Consider the following 23844-nt stretch of genomic DNA (forward strand, 5'->3'; position numbering starts at 1 on the left):
CCCGCCCCTCTCCCGTGGTGGCTCAGCCCGGGTAGGGCTTGGCCTTCAGGATGCGCACGGAGGCGAACTTGCCGTTGGGCAGCTCGTACTCCGCGTCCGTACCGACGGACTTGCCGTTCACGCCCTGGCCCAGCGGGGACTGCGGAGAGTAGGTCTCGATCTCCGAGCTGGCGTACTCGCGGGAGGCGAGGAGGAAGGTGAGGGTGTCGTCCTCGTCGCCGTCGAAGGCGACGGTGACCACCATGCCGGGTTCCACGACACCGTCGTCCGCGGGGGCCTCGCCGACCTTGGCGTGCTCCAGCAGTTGCTGGAGCTGGCGCACGCGCAGCTCCTGCTTGCCCTGCTCCTCCTTGGCCGCGTGGTACCCGCCGTTCTCGCGGAGGTCCCCCTCTTCACGGGCCGCCTCGATCTTCTTGGAGATCTCGGTGCGTGCAGGACCCGACAGGTACTCCAGCTCCGCCTTGAGCTGGTTGTACGCCTCCTGGGTCAGCCAGGTGACGTTGTCGCTGGTCTGGGTCACAGGTGCTCCTCGTCGGTACTGGGTACAAAGCAACGCCCTACCCGGGCGTTCTGCATCCACGGGTGGGCGAAACCACGAGCTTAACAATCTGTGGGGAAAAGGGAAGAAGGACGAACAGTCAGGCAGGTTCCCCATACCCCTGCGAGACCGAGGTTTCCGGCACACGGACGCCGAACCCCGCCGAGACCTTACCCCGGACCCGCCGACGCACACCGGGACCGCGCACCCGGCGACGTCGAACCGGCCCGCGGCCGGCGTGCGTCAGCGCACGCTGCATCCCACCAATTCGGCGCTGGTCGCGCGCGCCGCGGTACGGACCGTCGCCACGGTGTCGACTCTGGAAGGCCCCGCCTCGACGGGCACGTCCTTCCGCCCGACCTCGGCACCGTCCTCGGAGCGGACGCGCACGGTGCAGACGCCCTCCGTCCCGGCGTCCTTGCGGACCTCCAGATGCGCCTCGGTCGCGTCGTCGGAGACGACCTTGAACTTGATCAACTCACCGCTGACGTCCTCCCCCGCGAGGTAGGACCCGCCGATCCAGACGATCAGCCCCACCATCGCGACGCCGAGCACCCCGCCGGTGATCTTCAACCGCCGATCGGTCCGCGCCTCGCGCTCGACCCGGCCCTCGGCGGGCCGCCCGGCGCGCCCGTAGCGCCCCTCGGGGACGCGTTGACGAACGTCGGCCATGGTCGGTCCTCTCCCTGCGCGGCCCTCGCCGCACCACCGGACGGAGGGCACCGATCGGCGGCGAATGCGGATAAACGGGGCTGGGGGAATACACAGCACCCGCTGTCGGTCACTATAGAAGTCGCCCGCGCACACCATCAGGCGGGGCCGTATGGAAAAACTGAGCCACTGGGGATCGAACCTTGACTGAGCAGCTGCGACTGATGGCAGTGCACGCACACCCGGACGACGAGTCGAGCAAGGGTGCGGCGACCATGGCCAAGTACGTCGACGAGGGCGTCGACGTCTTGGTCGCCACCTGTACCGGGGGAGAGCGCGGCTCCATCCTCAACCCCAAGCTGCAGGGGGACTCCTTCGTGGAGGAGCACATCCACGAGGTCCGCAAGAAGGAGATGGACGAGGCGCGCGAGATCCTCGGCGTCCAGCAGGCGTGGCTCGGCTTCGTCGACTCGGGGCTTCCCGAGGGCGACCCGCTGCCGCCGCTGCCCGAGGGCTGCTTCGCGCTCCACGACCCGGCGGAGGCGGCGGCCCCGCTGGTCCGCCTCATCCGTGAGTTCCGCCCGCAGGTGATCACCACCTACGACGAGAACGGCGGGTACCCGCACCCCGACCACATCATGACCCACAAGATCTCGATGATCGCCTTCGAGGCCGCCGGCGACCCGGAGCAGTACCCGGAGGCCGGCCCGGCGTGGCAGCCGCAGAAGCTCTACTACAACCAGGGCTTCAACCGGCAGCGCACCGAGGCCCTCCACCACGCGCTGCTGGACCGCGGCCTGGAGTCGCCGTACGGCGAGTGGCTGGAGCGCTGGGAGAAGATGCCGCACCGCCTGGAGCGGACGCTCACCACGCACGTCCCCTGCGCCGACTACTTCGAGATCAGGGACAAGGCGCTGATCGCGCACGCGACCCAGATCGACCCCGACGGCGGCTGGTTCCGCATCCCGATGGAGATCCAGCGGGAGGTCTGGCCGACGGAGGAGTACGAGCTCGCCAAGTCCCACGTCGAGACCACCCTCCCCGAGAGCGACCTCTTCGCCGGCATCCGGGAGAATTGAGCCCATGAGCGCGATGCAGACGGCACACTCGGCACCCCTCCAGCTCGCTTCCCTCGCCAAGGAGCTCGACGAGACCAAGGTCACGCCCGGAGTCCTCGGCTTCCTCGTCTTCGCCGTGATCGGCCTCGCGGTCTGGCTGCTGATGAAGTCCATGACCACGCACATGAGGCGGGTCGACTTCGAGGAGCAGCCGGCCGGTTCGACCCCGTCCCCGGGGGCACCCGGAGGGAGCGCCGCCGCCCGGCGCACGGCCCCGGAGGCGTCCCCGAAGACCGACACCTGACGTCATCGCCAGACGCAACCCAGACCAGGAGCGCGCCATGCTGTTCGGAACCACACCCCGCCTCCCCGAGCCCGACGAGGCACTGAAGGGCCGCCCGGAGCCCGCGTTCACGGTCCCCGAGCTGCACACCGTCCTCGGCACCCCGCTCCAGGGGCCCTACCCCGAGGGGTCCGAGGTCGCCGACTTCGCCATGGGCTGCTTCTGGGGGGCCGAGCGCGTCTTCTGGCAGACGGAGGGCGTGTACACGACCCTCGTCGGCTACCAGGGCGGCTACTCCCCCAACCCGACGTACGAGGAGGTCTGCTCGGGGCTGACGGGGCACGCCGAGGCGGTCCGCGTCGTCTACGACCCGGCCGTCGTCTCCTACGGCGAGCTGCTGCGGCTCTTCTGGGAGTCGCACGACCCGACGCAGGGCTTCCGCCAGGGCAACGACCGCGGAACGCAGTACCGTTCGGCGATCTACACCCACTCGGCCGGCCAGCAGCAGGCTGCCGAGACGTCCCGCGAGGCGTACCAGTCCGTCCTCGACAAGGCCGGGCTCGGCACCATCACCACCGAGATCCTTCCGGCCGCTGACCGTCCCTTCTACGGTGCCGAAGCTGCTCATCAGCAGTACTTGGACAAGAACCCCGCCGGCTACTGCGGCATCGGCGGCACGGGTGTGAGCTGCCCCGTGGGGATCGCCTCGGCCGGCTGAAGGCCGCCGACGCCCGCTTCCGACACCGCCCCCGGCGGTCGCGTCGGGGGCGGGCGCCTTCGTGCGCGGGGGCGCGCTCGCCGAGGCCGGCGGCAGGTGTGCGGTGGGACAGCGCAGGGCTCAGGGCCCGGCGCGGGCAAGGAGAGGTGAAGAGCGATGGCGTCGCGGTCGGAGACGTTCTGGGTGCCCGTCGAGGTGCGGGGGTACGAGACGGACACGCAGGGGCACCTCAACCAGAGCGTCTATCTCCAGTACGCGGAGCACGCGCGCTGGTCGCTGCTGCGGGCCGCGGGGATCGGTCAACGGGAACTCGTCGCCGGCGGGTTGGGGCCCGTGGTCCTGGAGACGACCCTCAAGTACAGGCACGAGCTGGTGGCGGGCGACCGCACGGAGGTGAGCTGCGCCTTCGTCTGGACGGGCCGGAAGGTCTTCGAGCTGGAGCAGTGCGTGCGCAAGGCGGACGGGACGGTGGCGACCGAAGTCACCGCCAAGGGCGGGCTCCTGGACCTGGAGCGGCGCCGGCTCGTCGACGACCCTGAGGGGGCGCTGCGGAGGCTCGCCACGCACCCCGGGGTCCTCGGCGTGGAGGAGTAGCGCGCGGGCGTACACACACCCCCGCGGACGTCCGGGAGAGCGAAGGGGCGGACGACGAGGACCGTCTCGTCGTCCGCCCCTTCGGGCTCAGGACCGCCGCGTCAGACGGCGCTGCCGGCCTTCCACTCCGACCAGTCCATGTTCCAGCCGTTGAGGCCGTTGTCCGGCTGAACGGTGCGGTCGGGGGAGTTCTTCATCACGACGACGTCGCCGATCATGGAGTTCTCGTAGAACCAGGCACCGTCGGTTGAGCTGTTGTTGGCGCCGCGGGAGTCCTTGAGGCCGACGCAGCCGTGGCTGGTGTTGCCCGAACCGAACGGGGCGCCCCAGTAGTTGCCGTGGATGAAGGTGCCGGAGGTCGAGAGGCGCATGGCGTGCGGGACGTCGGCGATGTCGTACCCCTCCTCGCCGTCGCGGCCGAAGCCGACCGTCTGGCCGTCCATCCGCGTCTCCTTGTGCTTCTCGGAGATCACCATCTCGCCGTTGTAGGTGGGGTTCTTGCTGCTGCCGGCGGAGATCGGGATGTCCTTGATGGTCTTGCCGTCCCTGACGACCTTCATCCGGTGGCTCTTGGCGTCGACGGTGCTCACCTGCGAGCGGCCGATGGTGAAGGTCGCCGTGGTGTCCTGGACGCCGGTGATGCCCTTGGCGCCCTGGACGCCGTCGAGTTCCATGTCGAGGGTGACCTTCGAGTTCGGCTTCCAGTAGTCCTTGGGACGGAAGTCGAGGCGGTCGTTGCCGAACCAGTGGCCGACGACCTCCTGGCCGCTGGTGGAGCTCACCTCGATCGCCGACTGGACCGCCTTCTTCTGCGTGATCTGCTTGTCGAAGGTGATCGAGACGGGCATGCCGACGCCGACCGTCGCGCCGTCCTCGCCCGCGTAGGTGCCGATGAAGCTGTCGTCGGGCGAGACCGTGGTGAAGGTCGAGTTCTCGACGGCCTTGCGGCCCTCACCGTCCTTGGCGGTCGCCGTGATCTCGTACTTGGTGGCGCGCTCCAACTGCTCCTTGGGCTTCCAGGACTTCTTGCCCCCGGACATCTCCCCCTCGACGGTGTTGCCGCTCTGCACGGCCTTCATCGTGACGCGGACGAGTGCGCCCTTGCTCACCTTGACGTCTCCGCCGGTGTTGATGCTGGCGCTGTCGGACCCGTCCTTGGCCGAGATTTTTATTCGAGCCTCGGAGGCGTTCTCCCCGCCCTTGCCGTCATCGTTGCCGGACATCTCCGACTTTCCGCCGGAATCGTCGTCGCCGCCGAACAGACCGCACCCGCTCAACGTCAACGTACCGCCGAGCAGCACGGCCACGGCCGCGAGACCCTTGCGGTACTTCCCCACCGTCGTCACTGACCTCTCCCGTGTGTCCGAAGACCTTGGAACCCGAAAGGCTGCGCACACTCTGACGCCGACGAAACGGACATCCACAGCACACCTCTACACATCGAAACGCAAGCGGCGTATGACCGGTTCCACTTCCCTCGAAACTGTGCAGTAGGACACTGCTCACACGAGGAAATCGCCCATGCCGTCAAAGCCGCCGAAACAGACATTCGGGTAACTCCCGTACATATACGGGCACTACAGCGTCGGGCGGACCCCGCCCTCAGCCACGGTAGTCGGCGGTGGTCTCGCCGGCCTCGCCTCTGTCGACGGTCTGGTTCACGCCGTGGTCCGAACCTGGTGCGCGGGCGCCGTCAGGGGTGGCGTCGGCGGAGGGAACGAACCACAGCGCGAGGAGCAGCCCCCCGGAGACCGCGGCGGTGAGCAGCGGACGACGGTGGGTCTGCAGGGTCGAGGGTCCGACTCCGGGCACGAAGAGCACCTTCCGAGTTGCGAGGGAACCGCCGCGAGCGCGACGAACGAGCTTTCCGCGCACCGATGTTACTTACTCGCTCCGCATGAGGGGAACCCGCGATTCCGCCCGTTCGTCCTGTGATCCGCGGGGAGTTGACGGAGCATCACTGCGACGGTCGCCGGGCGGGACGGGCGGACTCCTGACAGCGGCGTGCGGCTGCGCTTGAGCAGGCGCCATGTCAGGGTTGTCTACAACGACTGCCGCTCACAGGGCAGTTGGCGTCGGCTCACGCTGCCGCGCCGACCGCCCCGCGTACCCGGCCGTCCATGAGGTCGGCACCCGAGGAGGCAGGGAGCAGTCTGCACGGCGGCCTCACCGAGCCGTTCCTACGCTCGGGTCATGCTCGCCGTCTATGCCTTTCCGCCACTGTCATGGCGCTCGTCGCGGCGGCTTCGCCGTCCACCCCGGCCGCGGCCCCCGCCGACGCCCGCGAGTCCGTGCAGCGAGACGCCGACGCGCTGCACGATGCCGGGGTCAGCGCGGTACTTCGGGCCACGGAACGGGCCCTCAGGCGAGCTCCCCCACCGCCTCCTCCGCCGCGGCCACGAGTGCGCCGGTGCGTACGAAACGCTCCGCGCCCTCCAAGTCCGGGGCGAGGAAGCGGTCTTCGCCCGGGCCCGGCACGCCCGACTCGCGCAGGGCGTGGAGGACGGCGCGGGAGGCGGGGGAAGGGGAGGAGCCCGTCGTCTCGGTGCGGAGTTCGAGGGCTCGGGTCGCGGCGTAGAGCTCGACGGCGAGGACGCGGGAGAGCGTGTCGACGGCGGTGCGCAGCTTGCGGGCCGCGGACCAGCCCATCGAGACGTGGTCCTCCTGCATCGCGGAGGACGGCACCGAGTCGACGGAGGCGGGCACGGCGAGCCGCTTCAGCTCGGAGACCATCGCGGCCTGCGTGTACTGAGCGATCATCAGGCCCGAGTCGACGCCGGCATCGCGCGCGAGGAACGGCGGCAGGCCGTGCGAGCGGTTCTTGTCGAGGAGCCGGTCGGTGCGGCGCTCGGCGATCGACGCCAGGTCGGCCGCGGGTACGGCGAGGAAGTCGAGCACGTAGGCGACGGGGGCGCCGTGGAAGTTGCCGTTGGACTCCACGCGGCCGTCGTCGAGGACGACCGGGTTGTCCACGGCAGCGGCGAGTTCCCGCTCGGCGACGAGCACCGCGTGCGCCAGCGTGTCCCGAGCGGCCCCTGCGACCTGGGGCGCACACCGCACCGAGTACGCGTCCTGGACGCGGGGGGCGTCGTGGTGGTGCTGCCCCGTGAGGCCCGAACCGTGGAGGATCTTCCTCATGTTGGCGGCGCTCGCGGCCTGCCCCGGGTGCGGGCGCAGAGCGTGCAGCTCGGGCGCGAGGACGCGGTCGGTGCCGAGCAGCGCCTCCAGGGAGAGGGCCGCCGCGATGTCGGCCGAGGTGAGGAGGCGGGCGAGGTCATCGCAGGCCATGAGGAGCATGCCGAGCATCCCGTCGGTGCCGTTGAGAAGCGCGAGACCTTCCTTCTCGCGCAACTCCACCGGCGCGATGCCGTGTTCGGCGAGGAGTTCGGCCGCCGGGCGCACCGTGCCCGCGGCGTCCTCCGCTTCGCCCTCGCCCATCAGCACCAGGGCGCAGTGCGAGAGGGGCGCGAGATCCCCGGAGCAGCCCAGCGAGCCGTACTCGTGGACGACGGGCGCGATCCCGGCGTTGAGCAGCTTGGCCATAGCCTCCGCGATCTCGGGGCGTACGCCGGTGTGCCCGGAGGCGAGTGTCTTGAGCCGGAGGAACATCAGCGCGCGGACGACCTCGCGCTCGACGCGCGGGCCCATCCCGGCCGCGTGCGAGCGGACGATGTTCCGCTGGAGGCGGGTGCGGAGCCCCTCGCCCCCTTCCGCGTCGTCGCCGGGGATGTGCCGGACGGCGAGCGCCCCGAAGCCCGTCGAGACCCCGTAGACGGGCTCGGGCTTCGCCGCGAGTTCGTCGACGAAACCGCGCGCCCTCCGCAGCGCGGCGAGCGCCTCGGACGAGAGCGCGACCTCGGCCCCTTCCCTGGCGACGGCGACGACCTGCCGCGGGGTGGTCCCCGAGGCGCCCAACTCCACGCTGTGCATACCCATATTCAGCAACAGTAGAGAGTGAATCGGTGTGCTGTCACGACCGGGCGGCCACCGGTCATCTCCCCCGGAACCTCCGCCGCTCGGTGCCGTGCGGGGGCGGCGCGTCGGCGAGGCGCACGACGGGGTCGACGGCGCCGCCGTCCCGGCCGGCGACGACCGGGCCCTGGGCGCGCGCCACCTTGGCCCGGTACTGCGCGGCGTCGGCGAGGAGGAAGAGCCGGCGGGGCGTGCGTACGGGGCCGATGGGGTCGCCGGTGGAGGCGAGGCCGCAGGCGACGCCGTCGCCGAGCGCCGACTCCCCTGCACGGCGGCAGAGTTCGCCGGCGGCGGTCACGGCCTCCTCGGCCGAAGGGCCGGCCGCGAGGAGGCAGAACTCGTCGCCGCCGAGGCGCCCGGCGAGCGCGGAGGGGAGGAGCGCGGCGCACTCGGCGAGGAGCGCGGCGAAGCGCTCGAGGAGGCGGTCGCCCGCCTGGTGACCGTGGGCGTCGTTGACGCGCTTGAGGCCGTTGATGTCGCAGACGGCGAAGCTGACGACGGTGCCGTCGGCGGCGTGCAGGCGGAGCGCCGCGTCGAGGCGGTCGTCGACGGCACGGCGGTTGGCGAGTCCGGTGAGCGGGTCGGCGTAGGCCAGGCGGCGGAGTTCGGCGACGTACCCGGCCTGGGCGAGTCCGGCGGCGGCGACGGCGGCGAGCGCGGTGGCGCCGCAGACCTCGTCCGCGGTGAACGGCGGGCCGCCCGGGGCGCGTTCGACCTCCGCCTCTCCGTATACGCGCCCGGCGTGCACCAGTGGCGCGATGAGCGACGGGGCGCCTTCATCGGCCGCCCGCGCGCGGTGGCCGCCGGGGGCGAGGGCCGCGGCCGCGAACCCCGGCGCCGAGCGCGTCGCTGCGGGGGCGGCGTCGCCGTCGGTCGCCAGCGGACTGAGGGTCTCGTCCTGCGCGTCCCAGGCGCGGACGGTCGCCGCCGTGCCGTCGAGCGCAGCGCACAGCCGTGCGGCCGCGGTGCGGGCGGTCTCCCGTACGGCGGGGTCGGTGGGGCCGCCCGGCCCCGCGCAAGGGTGCGCGGGGTCGGCGTGCGGGCTCGCGGACTGCGCCGCCGCGAGGGCCTGCACGAGCCCGACGACAGCCGGCAGCCGCACACCCTGTCCCATACGCCCAAGGTTATGAGGATTGTCCCGGTACTGCCGCGCGGGCACGTGCCGGGGGGACGCGCGCGAGCACGGGCGGCCCAGGGCTCACTCGCCCGGCCACTCCGGCTTGCGCTTCTCGTTGAAAGCCGCGACGCCCTCCGCGCGGTCGCCGGAGAACGCCACCGTGCGCCACTCCGCGTCCTCCACGTCGAGCCCCTCGTGGAGCTCCCGCCCCCACCCGGTGCGCAGGGCGCGCTTCGCGGCGCGGAGCGCGACGGGCGAGTGGGCCGCGATCCCCCCGGCGAGCGCGAGCGCCTCGGCGCGCTCGTCCCCCTCCACGAGCCGGTCGACGAGCCCCATGCCGAGCGCCTCCTCCGCGCCCACCCACCGCGCGGTGAAGACGAGTTCGGCGGCGCGCGCCGCACCCACGCGCCGCGGCAGGAGCTGCGTACCCCCGCCGCCCGGAATCACACCGACCGACACCTCGGGCAGCGCAAGCACGGCGCGCGGCCCGGCAAGGATCAGGTCGCAGGAGAGGGCGAGTTCGGCCCCGCCGCCGAGCGCGTAGCCGCCGACGGCCGCGATCGAGGGCATGGGGAGGTCGAGGACGCCGGTGTAGGCGGCCCGCGCGTACGGGCGCTGGTTGGCGAGCTGTTCGTCCGTGAAGCTGTTCCGCTCCTTCAGGTCGGCTCCGACGCAGAAGGCGCGGTCGCTCGTGGAGGTGAGGACGGCCGCACGGACCGAGCGGTCCTCGGCGAGCGCGGCACACGCCTCGCTGACGCCGAAGGCGAACTCGGTGGAGACCGCGTTCATCGCCTCCGGCCGGTCCAGCACGATCTCGGCGACGTGCGTACGCGCGTCCCTGCGCAGCAGGACCCACTCGCCGAACCGCTCTTCGCTGACGCTGTCGTTGGGGTTCACCATGGGGTCACCCTACGCACCCGACCGACCGAACGTTCGGGTCGCGCCTGCCTCCCTCAACGCCTCCGCAGCAGCCACGGTTCGACGACGCCGAACCCGCGCACCGGACGCTGGTAGAGCGGCTGGAGAGCGAAGCGGAACCGGCCCTCGCCGAGCCCCTCGCTCTCCTTCTCCGACTCGGGCGCCTCCCCCGCGGAGATCAACTCCGCCCGCAGCGCCCCGTCGACGAGCACGCCGTCCTTCGGCGCTATCGAGGTGAGCCGGCTCGCAAGGTTGACGGTGCTGCCGAAGACGTCGCCCATCCGCGTCGTCATCGTGCCGAAGGCGATACCGACGCGGAGCTCGGGCATGGTCTCGTCGTTGGCCATCGTCTCGATGAGCCGCACGCCGATCTCGGCGGCGGTGGCTGCCTCCTCCGCGACGTAGAGGACCTCGTCCCCCAGCGCCTTGATCAGCCGGCCCCCGTGGGCGGCGACGAGGTCGGCCGCCATCGTCTCGAACGCCTCGACGAGCTCCCCGACCTCCTCGTCCTCCAGCCGCCTGCTGAGCCTGGTGAAGCCGGCGAGGTCGGCGAAGCCGATCGCCTGGCGGCGGTCGACCGTCTCCTCGTCGTCCTTCGCCTGCACCACCCGCCCCGTGGCGGCGGCGAGTTGGCGGCGCCAGACGTAGACGAGGAACTCCTCCAGCTCGGGGAGGAGGAGCTGGACGAGCGGGTAGGTGACCTCGTTGCGGGTCATCCCCGGCTCGGGGGGCTCGGTGAGGCCCATGAGGAACGAGTCGATCTGCCAGTCGGCCAGCCTCGAGGTGGTCTGGCCCGTGGAGCGCGCCACCTGCATCGCCATCGACTCGCTCAGCAGGCCCGCCTCGACGAGCCCCGAGAGCCGGCGCAGCGCGAGGACGTCGGCCTCGGTGAGCGCACGCGCCTGCCCGACGTCGGCGAAGCCCATGGCGCGCCAGAAGCGGGAGGCGAGCTCCATCGGGACACCCGCGGCTCGGGCCGCCTGGAACGCCGTGTACTGGCGCTCGGACCCGAGGATCAGCTCCTCGATCCGCAGCGCGCTCGGGTCCTCCTCGCCCGACCTGCCCGGCGCGGGGTCCGGCCCCCGTGGTTCGTCTCCCTCGGCCGGCTCGCCGCCCTCTCCCCGAGGGCCCTCGGAGGCTGGGGCTTCTTCCGGGGTGCGTGGTTCGTCCACGGTCACTGCCCGCCTCTTGCCAGCTCCGCTGTTCCGCCGCGCACTGCCCTTCCGTCCTTCGGGATGCCTCCGCCGGCTGCCCAGAATACGGCAGCTATGCCCTGGCTCACGCTCCCCCGGCGGGCCGCAGGTGCACGATGTCGCCCGCGGCCACCGGGTGCTGCACCCCCTCGCCCGTCGCGATCACCAGCCGGCCCTCTCCGTCGAGGGCGACCGCCTCGCCCAACAGCGCGCGGTCGCCGGGGAGTTCGACCCTCACGTGGCGTCCGAGCGTCGCGCATCCGGCCGCGTACGCCTCCTGGAGGTCGCTCTCCCCCGCGGAGCCGTCGACCGCCGTCCACCGCCCGTACCAGTCCTCCAGGGAGCGCAGTACGGCGCGGAGCAGCGGGTCGCGGTCGGTGCCCTGCGCCCCGGCGAGTTGCAGCGAGCCGGCGGTGGGCACGGGCAGCTCGGCCTCGCGGAGCGTGACGTTGATGCCGATGCCCAGCACCAGCGCCCCTTCCCGAGGCCCTTCACCGACGCGTTCGGCGAGGATGCCGACGCACTTGCGCTCCTCGCCGCCGACCGTGACGAGGATGTCGTTCGGCCACTTCAACGCGGTGTCGACGCCCGCGGTACGGGAGAGTGCACCCGCCGTCGCGACCCCGGCGAGCAGCGGCAGCCATCCCAGGCGCTCGGCCGGGACCTCGGGCGCCAGCAGGACGGAGAAGAAGAGCCCCGATCGCGGCGGAGCCGACCAGCCGCGGTCGAGCCGTCCCCGCCCCGCCGTCTGCTCCTCGGCGACGAGCACCGTGCCGGGCTGCGCGGCGCCGCGACGGGCGCGGTCGGCGAGTTCGGAGTTGGTGGAGCCGACGGAGCCGACCACCTCCAGGTGCGTGTAGAGGCTGTCGGCGCCGAGCAGGGCGCGGCGGAGCGCGGTCGCGTTGAGCGGCGGTCGCTCCAGGTCGGACCAGCGGCTGCGCGGAGGGTTCTCGTCGGACATGGGACGAGCCTAGGGGCCGCGTCCGCAGTGCGGGCACGAGGCGCCGGCCGGCAGCGGAGGACGGAGGGCTGCGGCGTGCGGTGGCGACAATCCGTCGCATACCGGTCGAAAACCCTGGCGCCCTTCGCGCGAGTGTGGCCAACGCCGCACCCACGGCGTCCTCGTACGCCGATAACCTACGTTCCGGTAGCCACCCGATGACGAGTAGGAGCCTCCCGCAGATGTCCGAGCAGCCAGGTTCCGTCCCCTCAGAGCAGGAGCGGCACACCACCGCGGGCCGAATCGCGGACTTCGAGCGCCGCACGTCCGAGGCGACGCACGCCGGCTCCCAGCGGGCGATCGAGAAGCAGCACGCCAAGGGGAAGTTGACCGCGCGCGAGCGGGTCGAGATGCTGCTCGACGAGGGCTCGTTCACCGAGCTCGACGAGTTCGCGCGCCACCGCTCCACCAACTTCGGCCTGGAGCAGAACCGTCCGTACGGCGACGGCGTGGTGACCGGCTACGGCACCGTCGACGGTCGCCCCGTCTGCGTCTTCTCGCAGGACTTCACGATCTTCGGCGGGGCGCTGGGCGAGGTCTACGGCGAGAAGATCGTCAAGGTGATGGACTTCGCGCTGAAGACGGGCTGCCCCGTGATCGGCATCAACGACGGCGGCGGGGCGCGCATCCAGGAGGGCGTCGCGGCGCTCGGGCTCTTCGCCGAGATCTTCCGCCGCAACACCCACGCGTCGGGCGTCATCCCGCAGATCAGCATCGTCCTCGGACCGTGCGCCGGCGGTGCCGTCTACTCCCCGGCGATCACCGACTTCACGGTGATGGTCGACAAGACCTCGCACATGTTCATCACGGGCCCCGACGTCATCAAGACGGTCACGGGCGAGGACGTCGGCTTCGAGGAGCTCGGCGGCGCCCGCACCCACAACACCACCTCGGGCGTCGCGCACCACATGGCCGGCGACGAGAAGGACGCCATCGAGTACGTCAAGGGCCTCCTCTCCTACCTGCCGGGCAACAACCTCTCCGAGCCGCCCGTCTTCCCCGAGGAGGCGGACCTCACGACGTCCGACGAGGACCGCGAGCTGGACGCGCTCGTCCCCGACTCGCCGAACCAGCCGTACGACATGCACAGCGCCATCGAACACGTCCTCGACGACGGCGAGTTCCTGGAGACGCAGGCACTCTTCGCGCCGAACATCATCACCGGGTTCGGGCGGGTCGAGGGCCACTCGGTGGGCGTCGTCGCCAACCAGCCGATGCAGTTCGCCGGGTGCCTCAACATCGACGCGAGCGAGAAGGCCGCGCGCTTCGTGCGCACCTGCGACGCCTTCAACGTCCCCGTACTCACCTTCGTCGACGTCCCCGGCTTCCTGCCCGGCACCGACCAGGAGTACGACGGCATCATCCGCCGCGGCGCCAAGCTCATCTACGCCTACGCGGAGGCGACGGTGCCGTTGATCACCGTCATCACGCGGAAGGCGTTCGGCGGCGCGTACGACGTCATGGGCTCGAAGCACCTCGGCGCCGACCTCAACTTCGCCTGGCCGACGGCGCAGATCGCCGTGATGGGCGCCCAGGGCGCCGTGAACATCCTCCACCGCAAGCGCCTCGCAGGGACCGAGTCCCCCGAGGAGCTGGAGCAACTGCGCACGGAGCTCACGCAGGAGTACGAGGACGCCCTCCTCAATCCGTACATCGCGGCCGAACGCGGCTACGTGGACGCGGTCATCCGTCCGGCAGAGACGCGTCGGCACATCACGAGGGGGCTGCGTACCCTGCGCTCCAAGCGGGAACAGCTTCCCCCCAAGAAGCACGGCAACATCCCGCTCTGACAAGGACGTTGTCCCCCGTGGCGGCAGCCCGCCGCCCGTCACGCGCCGCTTCCGAAGGGGCTGGAATGCCTGAGATCCCGCCGCCGCAGGCCAACCACCACGACCAGCAGCCGCACGGCGAGCGCCCCGAACTGCCCGCGGAGCAGCCGCAGATCCGCGTGCTGAAGGGCAACCCGACTCCGGAGGAGCTCGCCGCGGCGCTCGCCGTCGTACGCGCGCGGGCGGTCGGCGCCGCCGAGGAGGCGGCGCCGGGGGAGCAGCCGGTGAGCGAGTGGTCCAACCCTGCCCGCCTCGTTCCCCGGCGCCTTCCGCAGCCGGGCCCCTGGGCCTGGCGCTCGACCTACTGGCCGGGCTGAGCCGCACTCGCACAATCGGGCGGTGCCGCCTGAGTACGGGTACTCAGGCGGCACCGCCCGCCGTCCGCGCATCCTCGAAGGCATGCTCTGGTCCGACCCCGACCGCACGGAGCGGCAGCGCCCCGCCGAGGTGCGCGAAGCGGAGGCGAAACTCCGCCGACTCGGCTGGCTGCTGCCGGTCGCCGCGGTCCTGGCGATCGTCCTCCACGTGACGGCCTCCCGCTGACCGCGCGCTGGCCGGCAGCCGCGTGCTGCATACGATGCCGCCATGACCTCAGCTCCCACCGCAGACACCGACGTTCCGGACCTCGCCCCGCGCCGCCGGGTCGTCCTCGCCTCCGCCTCTCCCGCGCGGCTCGGACTCCTGCGACAGGCGGGGCTCGTGCCCGAGGTGGTGGTGAGCGGGGTCGACGAGGACGCCCTCCACGCCGAAGACCCGGGCGAGTTGGCACTGGTGCTCGCGGAGGCGAAGGCCGCGGCGGTCGCCGCACGCGAGGCGGCCGCCGGCGCCCTCGTCGTCGGCTGCGACTCCGTGCTCGACCTCGACGGGCGCGCGCTGGGCAAGCCCTCGGGCGCCGAGGACGCCGCCGCCCGCTGGCGCGCGATGCGCGGACGTACGGGCGTCCTTCGGACGGGCCACTGCGTGGTCGACACCCGTACCGGCGGCCGCGTCTCCGAAACGGCCTCCACCGCAGTGCACTTCGGCGAGCCGACCGACGCGGAGATCTCCGCCTACGTCGCCACGGGCGAACCGCTCCACGTCGCGGGCGCGTTCACCCTCGACGGCCGCTCGGCCCCGTTCGTCGAGCGGATCGAGGGCGACCACGGCAACGTCATCGGCCTCTCGCTGCCGCTGCTCCGGCGGCTCTTCGCGCGTCTCGACGTCTCGATCACCGACCTGTGGGCGGACGCCGACTGACCCCGGCCGCCCGCGGGTCCTCCGGGTCAGGCGGCGCCGGGCGCGGGCGGCGCCGAGGGGCCCTGCTCCCCCGCGCCGTCGCCGGAAGGCTCCGATGTCCCCGCGTCGGCGGGCTTGGCCGAGTACCAGGTGAGCGCCCAGACGATCAGCGCGAGCACCGCCATCATCACGGCGAACGCCTGCCACCCGACGAGGCCGACGGAGAAGGCGCCCAACAGCCCGTGCACCACCGCGCAGCTCATCAGGACGATCCGCCAGAACCCGCGCGGCGGCCGGTCGGTGACGGCGGCGCGCAGCAGGACGGCGGCGTTGACGAGGAGGTAGACGCCGAAGACGCCGCCGGCGATCCAGGCGGAGAGGGTCGTCGCCCTGGGGTCGATACCGGCGAGCGACATCTCCTGCTGGTCGACGACCATCCCGAGGAAGAGGTTGAGGAGGACGAAGACGACCGCCTCGAAGGCCAGCACCACTCCACCGACGACCGCCACAGCACGCCTACGCGCCACCTGGCCCACCTGCTTCCCCTGTTCCGTTCGGCTCGCTCCTCTTCCGCCGGCCTGCGCCCGGCACCTGTCGCATGGAGCAGGTGGCGCTCAAGCGGGCCTACGGGCACGGGAGTTGCGCGGTGCTACCGGTTCGTACGCCCGTGCACGTTCCGTTCGGCACCGGGCACGCTACTCACGGGTACACGCGGGCACAAGGGGAGGGCAGCAGGCGGGCTGGAGGCAAAGATTCCACAGTGAGTTCATAGGGTTCCAACAAAAGAGGGCCACCCCCTCCTTCGTCCTCCGACAGAGAGCTACACCACATGGCGAAGGACGACCTCAGCCCGGTACACCCGGCGTACCGTGGGACGATAAGGAACGACGGGGCAGGGGGAGGTCGGGAGCCGAAGGCTTCTGTGCGCAAGCTCACCCCCTTCGGCGACTCGGCCTTCGGTGTCGCCAGTACCTAAACTCAGCCCGTTGTCTTGTTTGCGGCGTAGCGCCGAGTAGGGAGAGATCGTGCGCAAGGTGCTCATCGCCAATCGCGGCGAAATCGCTGTCCGCGTCGCCCGTGCCTGCCGGGACGCGGGTATCGCGAGCGTTGCCGTCTATGCCGACCCGGATCGGGACGCACTCCACGTGCGCACGGCCGACGAGGCGTTCGCACTCGGCGGCGACACCCCGGCGGCGAGCTACCTCGACATCGCCAAGGTCCTCAAGGCCGCCGCCGACTCGGCCGCGGACGCCGTCCACCCGGGCTACGGATTCCTGTCGGAGAACTCGGAGTTCGCGCAGGCCGTGCTCGACGCCGGGCTCACCTGGATCGGGCCGCCCCCCGGCGCGATCCGCGAACTCGGGGACAAGGTCTCGGCCCGGCATCTCGCCGAGCGCGCGGGCGCCCCGCTGGTCGCCGGCACCAAGGACCCGGTCTCGGGCGCCGACGAGGTCGTCGCCTTCGCGGAGGAGCACGGCCTGCCGATCGCCATCAAGGCGGCCTTCGGAGGCGGCGGGCGCGGCCTGAAGGTCGCCCGGACCCTTGAGGAGGTGCCGGAGCTCTACGACTCGGCCGTGCGCGAGGCGGTCGCCGCCTTCGGCCGCGGCGAGTGCTTCGTCGAGCGCTACCTCGACCGCCCGAGGCACGTCGAGACGCAGTGCCTCGCCGACCGCCACGGCAACGTCGTCGTCGTCTCCACGCGTGACTGCTCCCTCCAGCGCCGCCACCAGAAGCTCGTGGAGGAGGCGCCCGCGCCTTACCTCACCGAGGAGCAGAACGCCGAGCTGTACCGCGCCTCCAAGGCGATCCTCCAGGAGGCCGGCTACGTCGGCGCCGGTACCTGCGAGTTCCTCGTGGGGCAGGACGGCACCATCTCCTTCCTCGAGGTCAACACCCGCCTGCAGGTGGAGCATCCGGTCTCCGAGGAGGTCACGGGGATCGACCTCGTCCGCGAGATGTTCCGCGTCGCCGACGGCGAGGAGCTCGGCTACGACGACCCGGTCCACCGCGGTCACTCCTTCGAGTTCCGCATCAACGGCGAGGACCCGGGTCGGAACTTCCTCCCCGCGCCCGGCACCGTCACCACCTTCGACGCGCCTGCCGGCCCCGGCGTGCGGCTCGACGCGGGGGTCGAGTCGGGCTCGGTGATCGGCCCCGCGTGGGACTCGCTCCTGGCGAAGCTGATCGTCACGGGTGCCGACCGCAAGCAGGCGCTGGAGCGCTCGCAGCGGGCGCTGGCGGAGTTCACCGTGGAAGGCATGGCGACGGCGATCCCCTTCCACCGGAAGGTCGTGCGCGACGCGGCGTTCGCCCCTGAAGTACACGGCAGCGACGAGGCGTTCAGCGTCCACACCCGGTGGATCGAGACGGAGTTCGTCAACGACGTCGAGCCGTTCGGCCCCCCCACGGCCGACGACGAGGCCGGCGAGGCCGGACGGGAGACCGTCGTCGTCGAGGTCGGCGGGAAGCGGCTCGAGGTGTCGCTGCCGTCGTCGCTGGGGATGCCGCTCGCTCGCGCCGCCGTCGAGGGCGGTGCGCACAAGCCGCGCCGCAAGGCGGGGAAGAAGTCCTCGTCGGCCGCCTCGGGTGACGCGCTCGCCTCTCCGATGCAGGGCACCATCGTCAAGGTCGCCGTCGAGGAGGGGCAGCAGGTCGAGGAGGGGGAACTCGTCGTCGTCCTGGAGGCGATGAAGATGGAGCAACCGCTCAACGCGCACCGCTCCGGCACCGTCAAGGGGCTCAACTCGCAGGTGGGCGAGGCCGTTACGGCCGGTGCCGTGCTCTGCGAGATCAAGGACTGACCCGGTTCCGCACCGGAGGGGCGTGGGGCGTACACGACTGGTGTGTACGCCCCGCGTCGTGTGCGGTCAGCGCCTACGGGGCCCGAGGTCGGCGACGCGGTTCTTCGCCGGGTAGCCCCCTGCGCCGGGTGGCTCGCCCTGCTGTCCTGGGCCGCGCGTCTGCGGGGGCCCCGAACCGCCGCCCTGGGGCGGCGGATTGCGGCGGGGCGACGGGACGTCGCGCCGCTGGCCCTCGGCCCGATGGCCGCCGCCAGGTGCGGGCCCCGAGGGGCCGCCCGCCACGACGACCTGTACCCCGCGGTCGGCGAGGGCGTGCAGCTCTGCTTCGGCGCGCTGCTCGCCTGCCGGCGGTTCGTCGGTGACGAGGCGGGTGATGGCGTCGGTCGGGACCGTCTGGAACATCGTGTCGGTGCCGAGCTTGCTGTGGTCGGCCAGGACGACGACTTCCGTCGCCGCCTGCACGAGCGCCCGATCGACGCTCGCCGAGAGCATGTTGGAGGTGGAGAGCCCGCGCTCGGCGGTGAGCCCGCTCCCGGAGAGGAAGGCACGGGAGACCCGCAGCCCCTGGAGCGACTGCTCGGCACCGCTCCCCACGAGCGCGTAGTTGGAGCCGCGCAGGGTGCCGCCCGTCATCACGACTTCCACGCGGTTCGCATGGGCCAACGCCTGCGCCACCAGCAGGGAGTTGGTGACGACCGTCAGCCCGGGGACGCGCGCCAGGCGGCGGGCCAGCTCCTGGGTGGTGGTGCCGGCGCCGACGACGACGGCCTCCCCCTCACCGACGAGGCCGGCCGCGAGGTCGGCGATCGCCGTCTTCTCGGCGCTGGCCAGGTGCGACTTCTGTGGGAGCCCGGACTCCCTGCTGAACCCTCCGGGGAGTACGGCACCGCCGTGGCGACGGTCGAGCAGCCCTTCGGCCTCCAGCGCCCGCACGTCCCGACGGACGGTGACTTCGGAGGTCTGGACTACCCGCGCGAGCTCCCGGAGCGAGACCGCCCCGTTGGCTCGCACCATTTCAAGGATCAATTGGCGACGTTCCGCAGCGAACACGAAACTGACAGTAACGCCAACGACCGTCTGGTTTCAGCAGATTGCACCGATTAACAGAAGTTGTTCGTCTCGCAAGGGAACACGTGGTATAGCGGCCCCCGAGTCCCTTCCGTCCCTGCGCACCGGCCGTCGAACCGCCTGCGCGCCCCCTTCCGCGCCCCCGGCGGCGTCAACAGCTCAACTCTCCTCTGCCGCCTTACGAGTGTGCAGTTGCCGCGCCACCTCGGCGATCGAACCCGTCAGGGACGGGTACACGGTGAAGGTGTTGGCTATCTGCTCGACCGTCAGATTGTTGTCGACGGCGATCGCAATGGGGTGGATCAGCTCGCTCGCGCGCGGCGCCACCACGACGCCGCCCACCACGATCCCGGTGCCGGGCCGGCAGAAGAGCTTCACGAAGCCGTCCCTGATGCCCTGCATCTTCGCCCGCGGGTTCCGCAGCAGCGGCAGCTTCACCACGCGCGCGTCGATCGTGCCCTGCTCGACGTCGGCCTGGGTGTAGCCGACGGTGGCGATCTCCGGGTCGGTGAAGACGTTCGCCGAGACCGTCTTGAGGTCGAGCGGCGCGACGGCGTCTCCGAGGAAGTGGTACATGGCGATCCGGCCCTGCATCGCGGCCACCGAGGCGAGCGCGAGGACGCCGGTGCAGTCCCCCGCCGCGTAGACGCCGGGCGCCGAGGTGCGCGAGACCCGGTCCGTCTTGATGTGCCCCGACTCGCGCAGCACCACGCCCGCCTCGGCGAGGCCGAGTTCGGCGGTGTTGGGGATCGCGCCGACGGCGACGAGGCAGTGCGTGCCGCTGATCGTCCGGCCGTCCTTGAGCGTGACCTCGACCCGGTCGCCGACCCGGCGCGCGGACTCGGCGCGCGAGCGGGACATCACGTTCATCCCGCGCCGCCGGAAGACGTCCTCCAGCACGGCGGCCGCGTCCGGGTCCTCGCCGGGGAGCACGCGGTCGCGCGAGGAGACGAGGGTGACCTGGGAGCCGAGCGCCTGGTAGGCACCGGCGAACTCGGCGCCCGTGACACCGGAGCCGATCACGATCAGCTCCTCGGGGAGCTCCTCGAGCTCGTAGACCTGCTTCCAGTTCAGGATGCGCTCGCCGTCGGGCAGGGCGTCGGGGATCTCCCGCGGATGCGCGCCGGTCGCGATGAGAACCGCGTCGGCCGTGAGCCGCTCCTCGCGACCGTCGGCGGCGGTGGCGACGACCTCGCGCGAGCCGTCCCGCGCCTGGCCGGGCTCGATACGTCCGTGCGCACGGACGACGCGGACGCCGGCGCGGGTCACGGAGGCGGTGATGTCGTGGGACTGCGCGAGCGCGAGCCGCTTCACGCGCTTGTTGACGCGACCGAGGTCGACGCCGACCACACGGGCCGGGTCGGCCGGGTCGTGGGTGCCGTCCTCGATCCGAATACCGAGTTCGCGGTGGGAGGAGTCGAAGCTCGTCATCACTTCCGCGGTGGCGATGAGCGTCTTCGACGGCACGCAGTCGGTGAGGACCGAGGCACCGCCGAGGCCGTCGCTGTCGACGACGCTCACCTCCGCACCGAGTTGCGCGGCGACGAGCGCCGCCTCGTATCCACCAGGGCCACCACCGACGATCACGATCCGAGTCACGGGCCCCATTCTCCCGCACCGCCTGCGACGCCACCCGCCCGGGCCTCCCGACGCCGCACAGCCGCCCGCGTCCGCGCACCGCCGCTACCCTCGGGCCATGTCGCTCTACGCCGCGTACGCCGGCAACCTCGACGCCCGGCTGATGGCGCGCCGCGCCCCGCACTCCCCGCTCCGCTGCACGGGCTGGCTCGACGGCTGGCGGCTCACCTTCGGCGGGGAGCACATGGGTTGGGACGGGGCGCTCGCCACGCTCGCCGAGGAGCCGTGCGGGCAGGTCTTCGTCGCGCTCTACGACGTCGCGCCGATGGACGAGGCGGCACTGGACCGCTGGGAGGGCGTCGGCCTGGAGATCTACCGCAGGACGCGGATGCGCGTCCACACGCTGGAGGGCGACGAGGCCGCGTGGACCTACGTCCTCAACGCGTACGAGGGTGGACTCCCGTCCCCGCGCTACCTCGGGGACGTCGCCGACGCGGCCGAGTCGGCAGGAGCCCCGCACGACTACGTGATGGAGCTGCGCAAGCGCCCGTGCTGAGGGCTGCCCCGAGGGGCCGCCCCAACTCCCCCGGGCGAAACGGGCAGTTGAGAGGCGCAGAAGGAACCCCCCTCCTTCTACGCGCGTAGGGTCAGAGCGGCTACGCTCAACGCGTGAACGCATCACCCACACTCCACCCCGACGACCCGTACCGCACTGCCGAGGCCGCCGCCGCGCGGCTCCGCGAGCTCACCCGGCGCCGGGAAGGCGGCGCCTACGAAGGCTCCGACAGCTTCGACGTCGCGCTCGTCATGGGCTCCGGCTGGGCCCCCGCCGCCGACGCGCTGGGCGACCCCGAGGACGAGATCGACGTCACCGAGCTCCCCGGCTTCCCCCCACCCACCGCCACCGGCCATGCCGGAACCATCCGCACGTACACGCTCGGCAGCACCCGGGCGCTCGTCTTCCTCGGCCGCACCCACTACTACGAGCACCGCGACCTCGCGGCCGTTGCGCACGGCGTGCGCACCGCCGTCGCCGCGGGGTGCAAGACGGTCGTCCTCACCAACGGCTGCGGCGGGCTGCGGCCCGGCATGCGGCCGGGGCAGCCCGTCCTCATCAGCGACCACCTCAACCTCACCGCCGCCTCGCCCATCCAGGGCGCCCGCTTCGTCGACCTCACCGACCTGTACTCGTCGCGCCTGCGCACGCTCTGCAGAGAGGTCGACCCGACGCTGGAGGAGGGCGTCTACGTCCAACTCCCCGGGCCCCACTACGAGACCCCGGCGGAGATCACCTACCTGCGGGCCATCGGCGGCGAACTCGTCGGCATGTCCACGGCGTTGGAGGCGATCGCAGCCCGCGAGGCGGGGGCCGAGGTACTCGGCGTCTCCCTCGTGACCAACCTCGCCGCCGGCATGACGGGCGAGCCGCTCAGCCACGAGGAGGTGCTCCGCGCCGGGCGCGACTCCGCGTCCCGGATGGGGACGCTCCTTGCCGGAGTGCTCGAACGGATCTGACCGGCACCGGCGTGCGGCGGGGCGCGGTAGGCGGGACGCCGACGCGGGTACCCGCACAGCGGCGCAGCAGCGACGAGAGGCAGGAACCGTGCACGACGAGGCGATCACGGCAGCCCGCGAGTGGCTCGCCGAGGACCCCGACGAAGAGACCCGCAAGGAGCTGGCCGCGCTCCTGGCCCGGGCGGAGGAAGGAGATTCCGGCTCCCTCGCCGACCTCGGCGACCGCTTCTCCGGGACCCTGCGGTTCGGAACGGCAGGCATGCGCGGGCGCCTGGGCGCCGGACCGATGCGGATGAACAGGGCCGTGGTGATCCGCACAGCGGCAGGACTCGTGCGCCACCTGGAGCGGACGCTGGGTTCGGCCGCCGGGCTCGACCCGGCGCGGGGGCTCGTGGTCATCGGCTACGACGCGCGGCACAAGAGCGCGGAGTTCGCGCGGGACACCGCGGCGGTCGTCGTCGGGGCCGGACTGCGCGCCGCGCTGCTGCCGGGCCCGCTCCCGACGCCGGTGCTCACCTTCGCCGTCGGACACCTCGGCGCCGTCGCGGGCGTGATGGTCACCGCGAGCCACAACCCGCCGGGCGACAACGGTTACAAGGTCTACCTCGGCGGCGGCTACCAGATCGTCCCGCCGACCGACGACGAGATCGCCGCGGAGATCGACGCGGTCGGTCCGCTCTCGTCGGTGCCGCGCCCCGACTCCGGCTGGCAGGTCCTCGACGACGGACTGCTCGACGCGTACCTCGCACGCTCCGGCTCCGTGCTCACCGAGGGGTCGCCGCGCGAGGTGCGCGTGGTGCACACGGCGCTCCACGGCGTCGGCACCGGCACCTTCCGAGAGGCGTTCCTCCGCGCCGGCTTCCCCGAGCCCGTCCCCGTGCCCGAACAGGCGGAGCCGGACCCGGAGTTCCCCACGCTCGCCTTCCCCAACCCGGAGGAGGCCGGTGCCCTCGACCACGCCTTCGCCGCGGCGCGGGCGCACGGCCCCGACCTCGTCGTCGCCAACGACCCGGACGCCGACCGGTGCGCCGTCGCCGTGCCGGAGCCGGGCAGCGAAGCCGGCTGGCGGATGCTCCACGGCGACGAGCTGGGCGCGCTCCTCGCCGTCCACCTCGTCCACAAGCGGGCGCGGGGGACGTTCGCGACGACGATCGTCTCCTCCTCGCTGCTCTCGCGGATCGCACAGGCCGCAAAGGTGCCGTACGCGGAGACGCTCACCGGGTTCAAGTGGCTCTGCCGCGTCCCCGACCTGGCGTTCGCGTACGAGGAGGCGCTCGGGTACTGCACCGACCCCGCCGCCGTCCCGGACAAGGACGGCATCACGGCGGCGCTCCTCGTCGCGGAGCTCGCGGCCGAACTCAAGCTCGCCGGACGCACGGTGAGCGACCTCCTCGACGACCTCGCCGTCGAACACGGGCTCCACGCGTCGGGGCAGATCTCCATGCGCGTCGACGAACTGCCGCGCATCGCCGAGGCGATGGAGCGGCTGCGGTCCCGACCACCGCAGCGGCTCGGCGGGTTGGCCGTCGCCGAGGCGGAGGACCTCGCCGCGGGCACGGGCGGGCTGCCGCCGACGGACGGCCTCCGCTACCGGCTCGACGGCGACGGCGCCGTACGCGGCGCACGCGTGATCGTGCGGCCGAGCGGCACGGAGGCAAAGCTGAAGTGCTATCTGGAGGCGGTCGTCGGGGTCGAGGGGCAGGAAGACCTCGCCCGTGCGCGGCGGACGGGGGAAGCGGTGCTGGAGCGGATCAAGGAGGGGCTCTCGGCCGCCACCGGGCTGTGAACCGGCTGCG

Annotated in this window: 24 protein-coding genes; 12 read left to right on the forward strand and 12 right to left on the reverse strand. The window is 72.1% G+C overall.

The window, feature by feature from the left end:
- Nucleotides 1–22: 22 nt before the first annotated feature.
- Together greA and F603_RS0107580 are read right to left on the reverse strand one after the other, a co-directional pair.
- Nucleotides 23–520, reverse strand: a complete 498-nt coding sequence (greA, locus tag F603_RS0107575; protein ID WP_016907784.1) for a transcription elongation factor GreA — start codon at nucleotides 518–520, stop codon at nucleotides 23–25.
- A gap of 261 nt (nucleotides 521–781) precedes the next feature.
- Nucleotides 782–1210 carry a DUF4307 domain-containing protein gene (locus tag F603_RS0107580; RefSeq protein WP_019545409.1) on the reverse strand — a complete coding sequence of 143 codons (429 nt, stop codon included), beginning with the start codon at nucleotides 1208–1210 and terminating at the stop codon, nucleotides 782–784.
- Between the two features lie 182 nt (nucleotides 1211–1392).
- On the opposite strand from F603_RS0107580, the gene mca reads away from it, so the two are divergent.
- The 4 genes from mca to F603_RS0107600 all read left to right on the forward strand — a co-directional run bounded on the left by mca (nucleotide 1393) and on the right by F603_RS0107600 (nucleotide 3842).
- On the forward strand, nucleotides 1393–2268 hold the full coding sequence (gene mca / locus F603_RS0107585) for a mycothiol conjugate amidase Mca (RefSeq protein WP_026328221.1): 876 nt from the start codon (nucleotides 1393–1395) through the stop codon (nucleotides 2266–2268).
- A gap of 4 nt (nucleotides 2269–2272) precedes the next feature.
- The gene (locus F603_RS0107590; RefSeq protein ID WP_019545411.1) at nucleotides 2273–2551 is read left to right on the forward strand and encodes an RAMP4 family protein; all 279 of its coding nucleotides are present in this window, start codon (nucleotides 2273–2275) and stop codon (nucleotides 2549–2551) included.
- A gap of 37 nt (nucleotides 2552–2588) precedes the next feature.
- Nucleotides 2589–3248 carry a peptide-methionine (S)-S-oxide reductase MsrA gene (gene msrA, locus F603_RS0107595; protein WP_019545412.1) on the forward strand — a complete coding sequence of 220 codons (660 nt, stop codon included), beginning with the start codon at nucleotides 2589–2591 and terminating at the stop codon, nucleotides 3246–3248.
- 156 nt (nucleotides 3249–3404) lie between these two features.
- Nucleotides 3405–3842 carry an acyl-CoA thioesterase gene (locus tag F603_RS0107600; RefSeq protein ID WP_019545413.1) on the forward strand — a complete coding sequence of 146 codons (438 nt, stop codon included), beginning with the start codon at nucleotides 3405–3407 and terminating at the stop codon, nucleotides 3840–3842.
- A 101-nt stretch (nucleotides 3843–3943) separates the two neighbouring features.
- Here the strand turns inward: F603_RS0107600 and F603_RS0107605 are convergent, their stop codons facing one another.
- The 7 genes from F603_RS0107605 to F603_RS0107635 form a co-directional block, all read right to left on the reverse strand.
- Nucleotides 3944–5188: a L,D-transpeptidase gene (locus tag F603_RS0107605; RefSeq protein WP_019545414.1), complete on the reverse strand. Its 1245-nt coding sequence runs from the start codon at nucleotides 5186–5188 to the stop codon at nucleotides 3944–3946.
- 256 nt (nucleotides 5189–5444) lie between these two features.
- Nucleotides 5445–5654 carry a hypothetical protein gene (locus F603_RS0107610; RefSeq protein ID WP_245600709.1) on the reverse strand — a complete coding sequence of 70 codons (210 nt, stop codon included), beginning with the start codon at nucleotides 5652–5654 and terminating at the stop codon, nucleotides 5445–5447.
- Nucleotides 5655–6203: 549 nt separating this feature from the next.
- Complete coding sequence (gene hutH, locus F603_RS0107615) at nucleotides 6204–7778, reverse strand: histidine ammonia-lyase (RefSeq protein ID WP_019545416.1); 1575 nt, start codon at nucleotides 7776–7778, stop codon at nucleotides 6204–6206.
- 55 nt (nucleotides 7779–7833) lie between these two features.
- Nucleotides 7834–8928, reverse strand: a complete 1095-nt coding sequence (locus F603_RS0107620; RefSeq protein WP_026328222.1) for a GGDEF domain-containing protein — start codon at nucleotides 8926–8928, stop codon at nucleotides 7834–7836.
- An 84-nt stretch (nucleotides 8929–9012) separates the two neighbouring features.
- Entirely contained in the window at nucleotides 9013–9831 is an 819-nt protein-coding gene (locus F603_RS0107625; protein WP_019545418.1) for an enoyl-CoA hydratase/isomerase family protein, read from the reverse strand.
- A 53-nt stretch (nucleotides 9832–9884) separates the two neighbouring features.
- Nucleotides 9885–11027 (reverse strand): adenylate/guanylate cyclase domain-containing protein, encoded by a 1143-nt coding sequence (locus tag F603_RS0107630; protein ID WP_019545419.1) that lies wholly within the window; start codon nucleotides 11025–11027, stop codon nucleotides 9885–9887.
- A 100-nt stretch (nucleotides 11028–11127) separates the two neighbouring features.
- Nucleotides 11128–12003, reverse strand: coding sequence for a biotin--[acetyl-CoA-carboxylase] ligase (locus F603_RS0107635; protein WP_019545420.1), 876 nt, complete (start codon nucleotides 12001–12003; stop codon nucleotides 11128–11130).
- A 221-nt stretch (nucleotides 12004–12224) separates the two neighbouring features.
- On the opposite strand from F603_RS0107635, the gene F603_RS0107640 reads away from it, so the two are divergent.
- The 4 genes from F603_RS0107640 (at nucleotide 12225) to F603_RS0107655 (ending at nucleotide 15107) form a co-directional block, all read left to right on the forward strand.
- Complete coding sequence (locus F603_RS0107640; protein WP_019545421.1) at nucleotides 12225–13832, forward strand: acyl-CoA carboxylase subunit beta; 1608 nt, start codon at nucleotides 12225–12227, stop codon at nucleotides 13830–13832.
- 152 nt (nucleotides 13833–13984) lie between these two features.
- Nucleotides 13985–14188: an acyl-CoA carboxylase epsilon subunit gene (locus tag F603_RS31810; RefSeq protein WP_245600726.1), complete on the forward strand. Its 204-nt coding sequence runs from the start codon at nucleotides 13985–13987 to the stop codon at nucleotides 14186–14188.
- Between the two features lie 22 nt (nucleotides 14189–14210).
- Entirely contained in the window at nucleotides 14211–14414 is a 204-nt protein-coding gene (gene mmpB / locus F603_RS31815) for a morphogenic membrane protein MmpB (RefSeq protein WP_016907800.1), read from the forward strand.
- Between the two features lie 42 nt (nucleotides 14415–14456).
- On the forward strand, nucleotides 14457–15107 hold the full coding sequence (locus F603_RS0107655) for a Maf family protein (RefSeq protein WP_019545423.1): 651 nt from the start codon (nucleotides 14457–14459) through the stop codon (nucleotides 15105–15107).
- A gap of 26 nt (nucleotides 15108–15133) precedes the next feature.
- Here F603_RS0107655 and F603_RS0107660 read toward each other — a convergent pair whose 3' ends face one another.
- Nucleotides 15134–15595, reverse strand: a complete 462-nt coding sequence (locus F603_RS0107660; protein WP_019545424.1) for a hypothetical protein — start codon at nucleotides 15593–15595, stop codon at nucleotides 15134–15136.
- A gap of 516 nt (nucleotides 15596–16111) precedes the next feature.
- On the opposite strand from F603_RS0107660, the gene F603_RS0107665 reads away from it, so the two are divergent.
- Complete coding sequence (locus F603_RS0107665; RefSeq protein WP_019545425.1) at nucleotides 16112–17887, forward strand: acetyl/propionyl/methylcrotonyl-CoA carboxylase subunit alpha; 1776 nt, start codon at nucleotides 16112–16114, stop codon at nucleotides 17885–17887.
- A 66-nt stretch (nucleotides 17888–17953) separates the two neighbouring features.
- Here the strand turns inward: F603_RS0107665 and F603_RS0107670 are convergent, their stop codons facing one another.
- Nucleotides 17954–18937 carry a DeoR/GlpR family DNA-binding transcription regulator gene (locus F603_RS0107670; RefSeq protein WP_078503587.1) on the reverse strand — a complete coding sequence of 328 codons (984 nt, stop codon included), beginning with the start codon at nucleotides 18935–18937 and terminating at the stop codon, nucleotides 17954–17956.
- Nucleotides 18938–19114: 177 nt separating this feature from the next.
- Nucleotides 19115–20563, reverse strand: a complete 1449-nt coding sequence (locus tag F603_RS0107675; protein WP_019545427.1) for an NAD(P)H-quinone dehydrogenase — start codon at nucleotides 20561–20563, stop codon at nucleotides 19115–19117.
- An 88-nt stretch (nucleotides 20564–20651) separates the two neighbouring features.
- Here F603_RS0107675 and F603_RS0107680 point away from each other — a divergent pair, with 88 nt between their 5' ends.
- The 3 genes from F603_RS0107680 to F603_RS0107690 all read left to right on the forward strand — a co-directional run bounded on the left by F603_RS0107680 (nucleotide 20652) and on the right by F603_RS0107690 (nucleotide 23834).
- Nucleotides 20652–21089: a gamma-glutamylcyclotransferase family protein gene (locus F603_RS0107680; RefSeq protein ID WP_019545428.1), complete on the forward strand. Its 438-nt coding sequence runs from the start codon at nucleotides 20652–20654 to the stop codon at nucleotides 21087–21089.
- A 113-nt stretch (nucleotides 21090–21202) separates the two neighbouring features.
- Nucleotides 21203–22048, forward strand: a complete 846-nt coding sequence (locus F603_RS0107685; RefSeq protein WP_019545429.1) for a purine-nucleoside phosphorylase — start codon at nucleotides 21203–21205, stop codon at nucleotides 22046–22048.
- Nucleotides 22049–22136: 88 nt separating this feature from the next.
- The gene (locus F603_RS0107690) at nucleotides 22137–23834 is read left to right on the forward strand and encodes a phospho-sugar mutase (RefSeq protein ID WP_019545430.1); all 1698 of its coding nucleotides are present in this window, start codon (nucleotides 22137–22139) and stop codon (nucleotides 23832–23834) included.
- The last annotated feature ends 10 nt before the right edge of the window (nucleotides 23835–23844 follow it).

It is taken from the genome of Streptomyces sulphureus DSM 40104, assembly GCF_000381025.1.
Taxonomy (GTDB): domain Bacteria; phylum Actinomycetota; class Actinomycetes; order Streptomycetales; family Streptomycetaceae; genus Streptomyces; species Streptomyces sulphureus.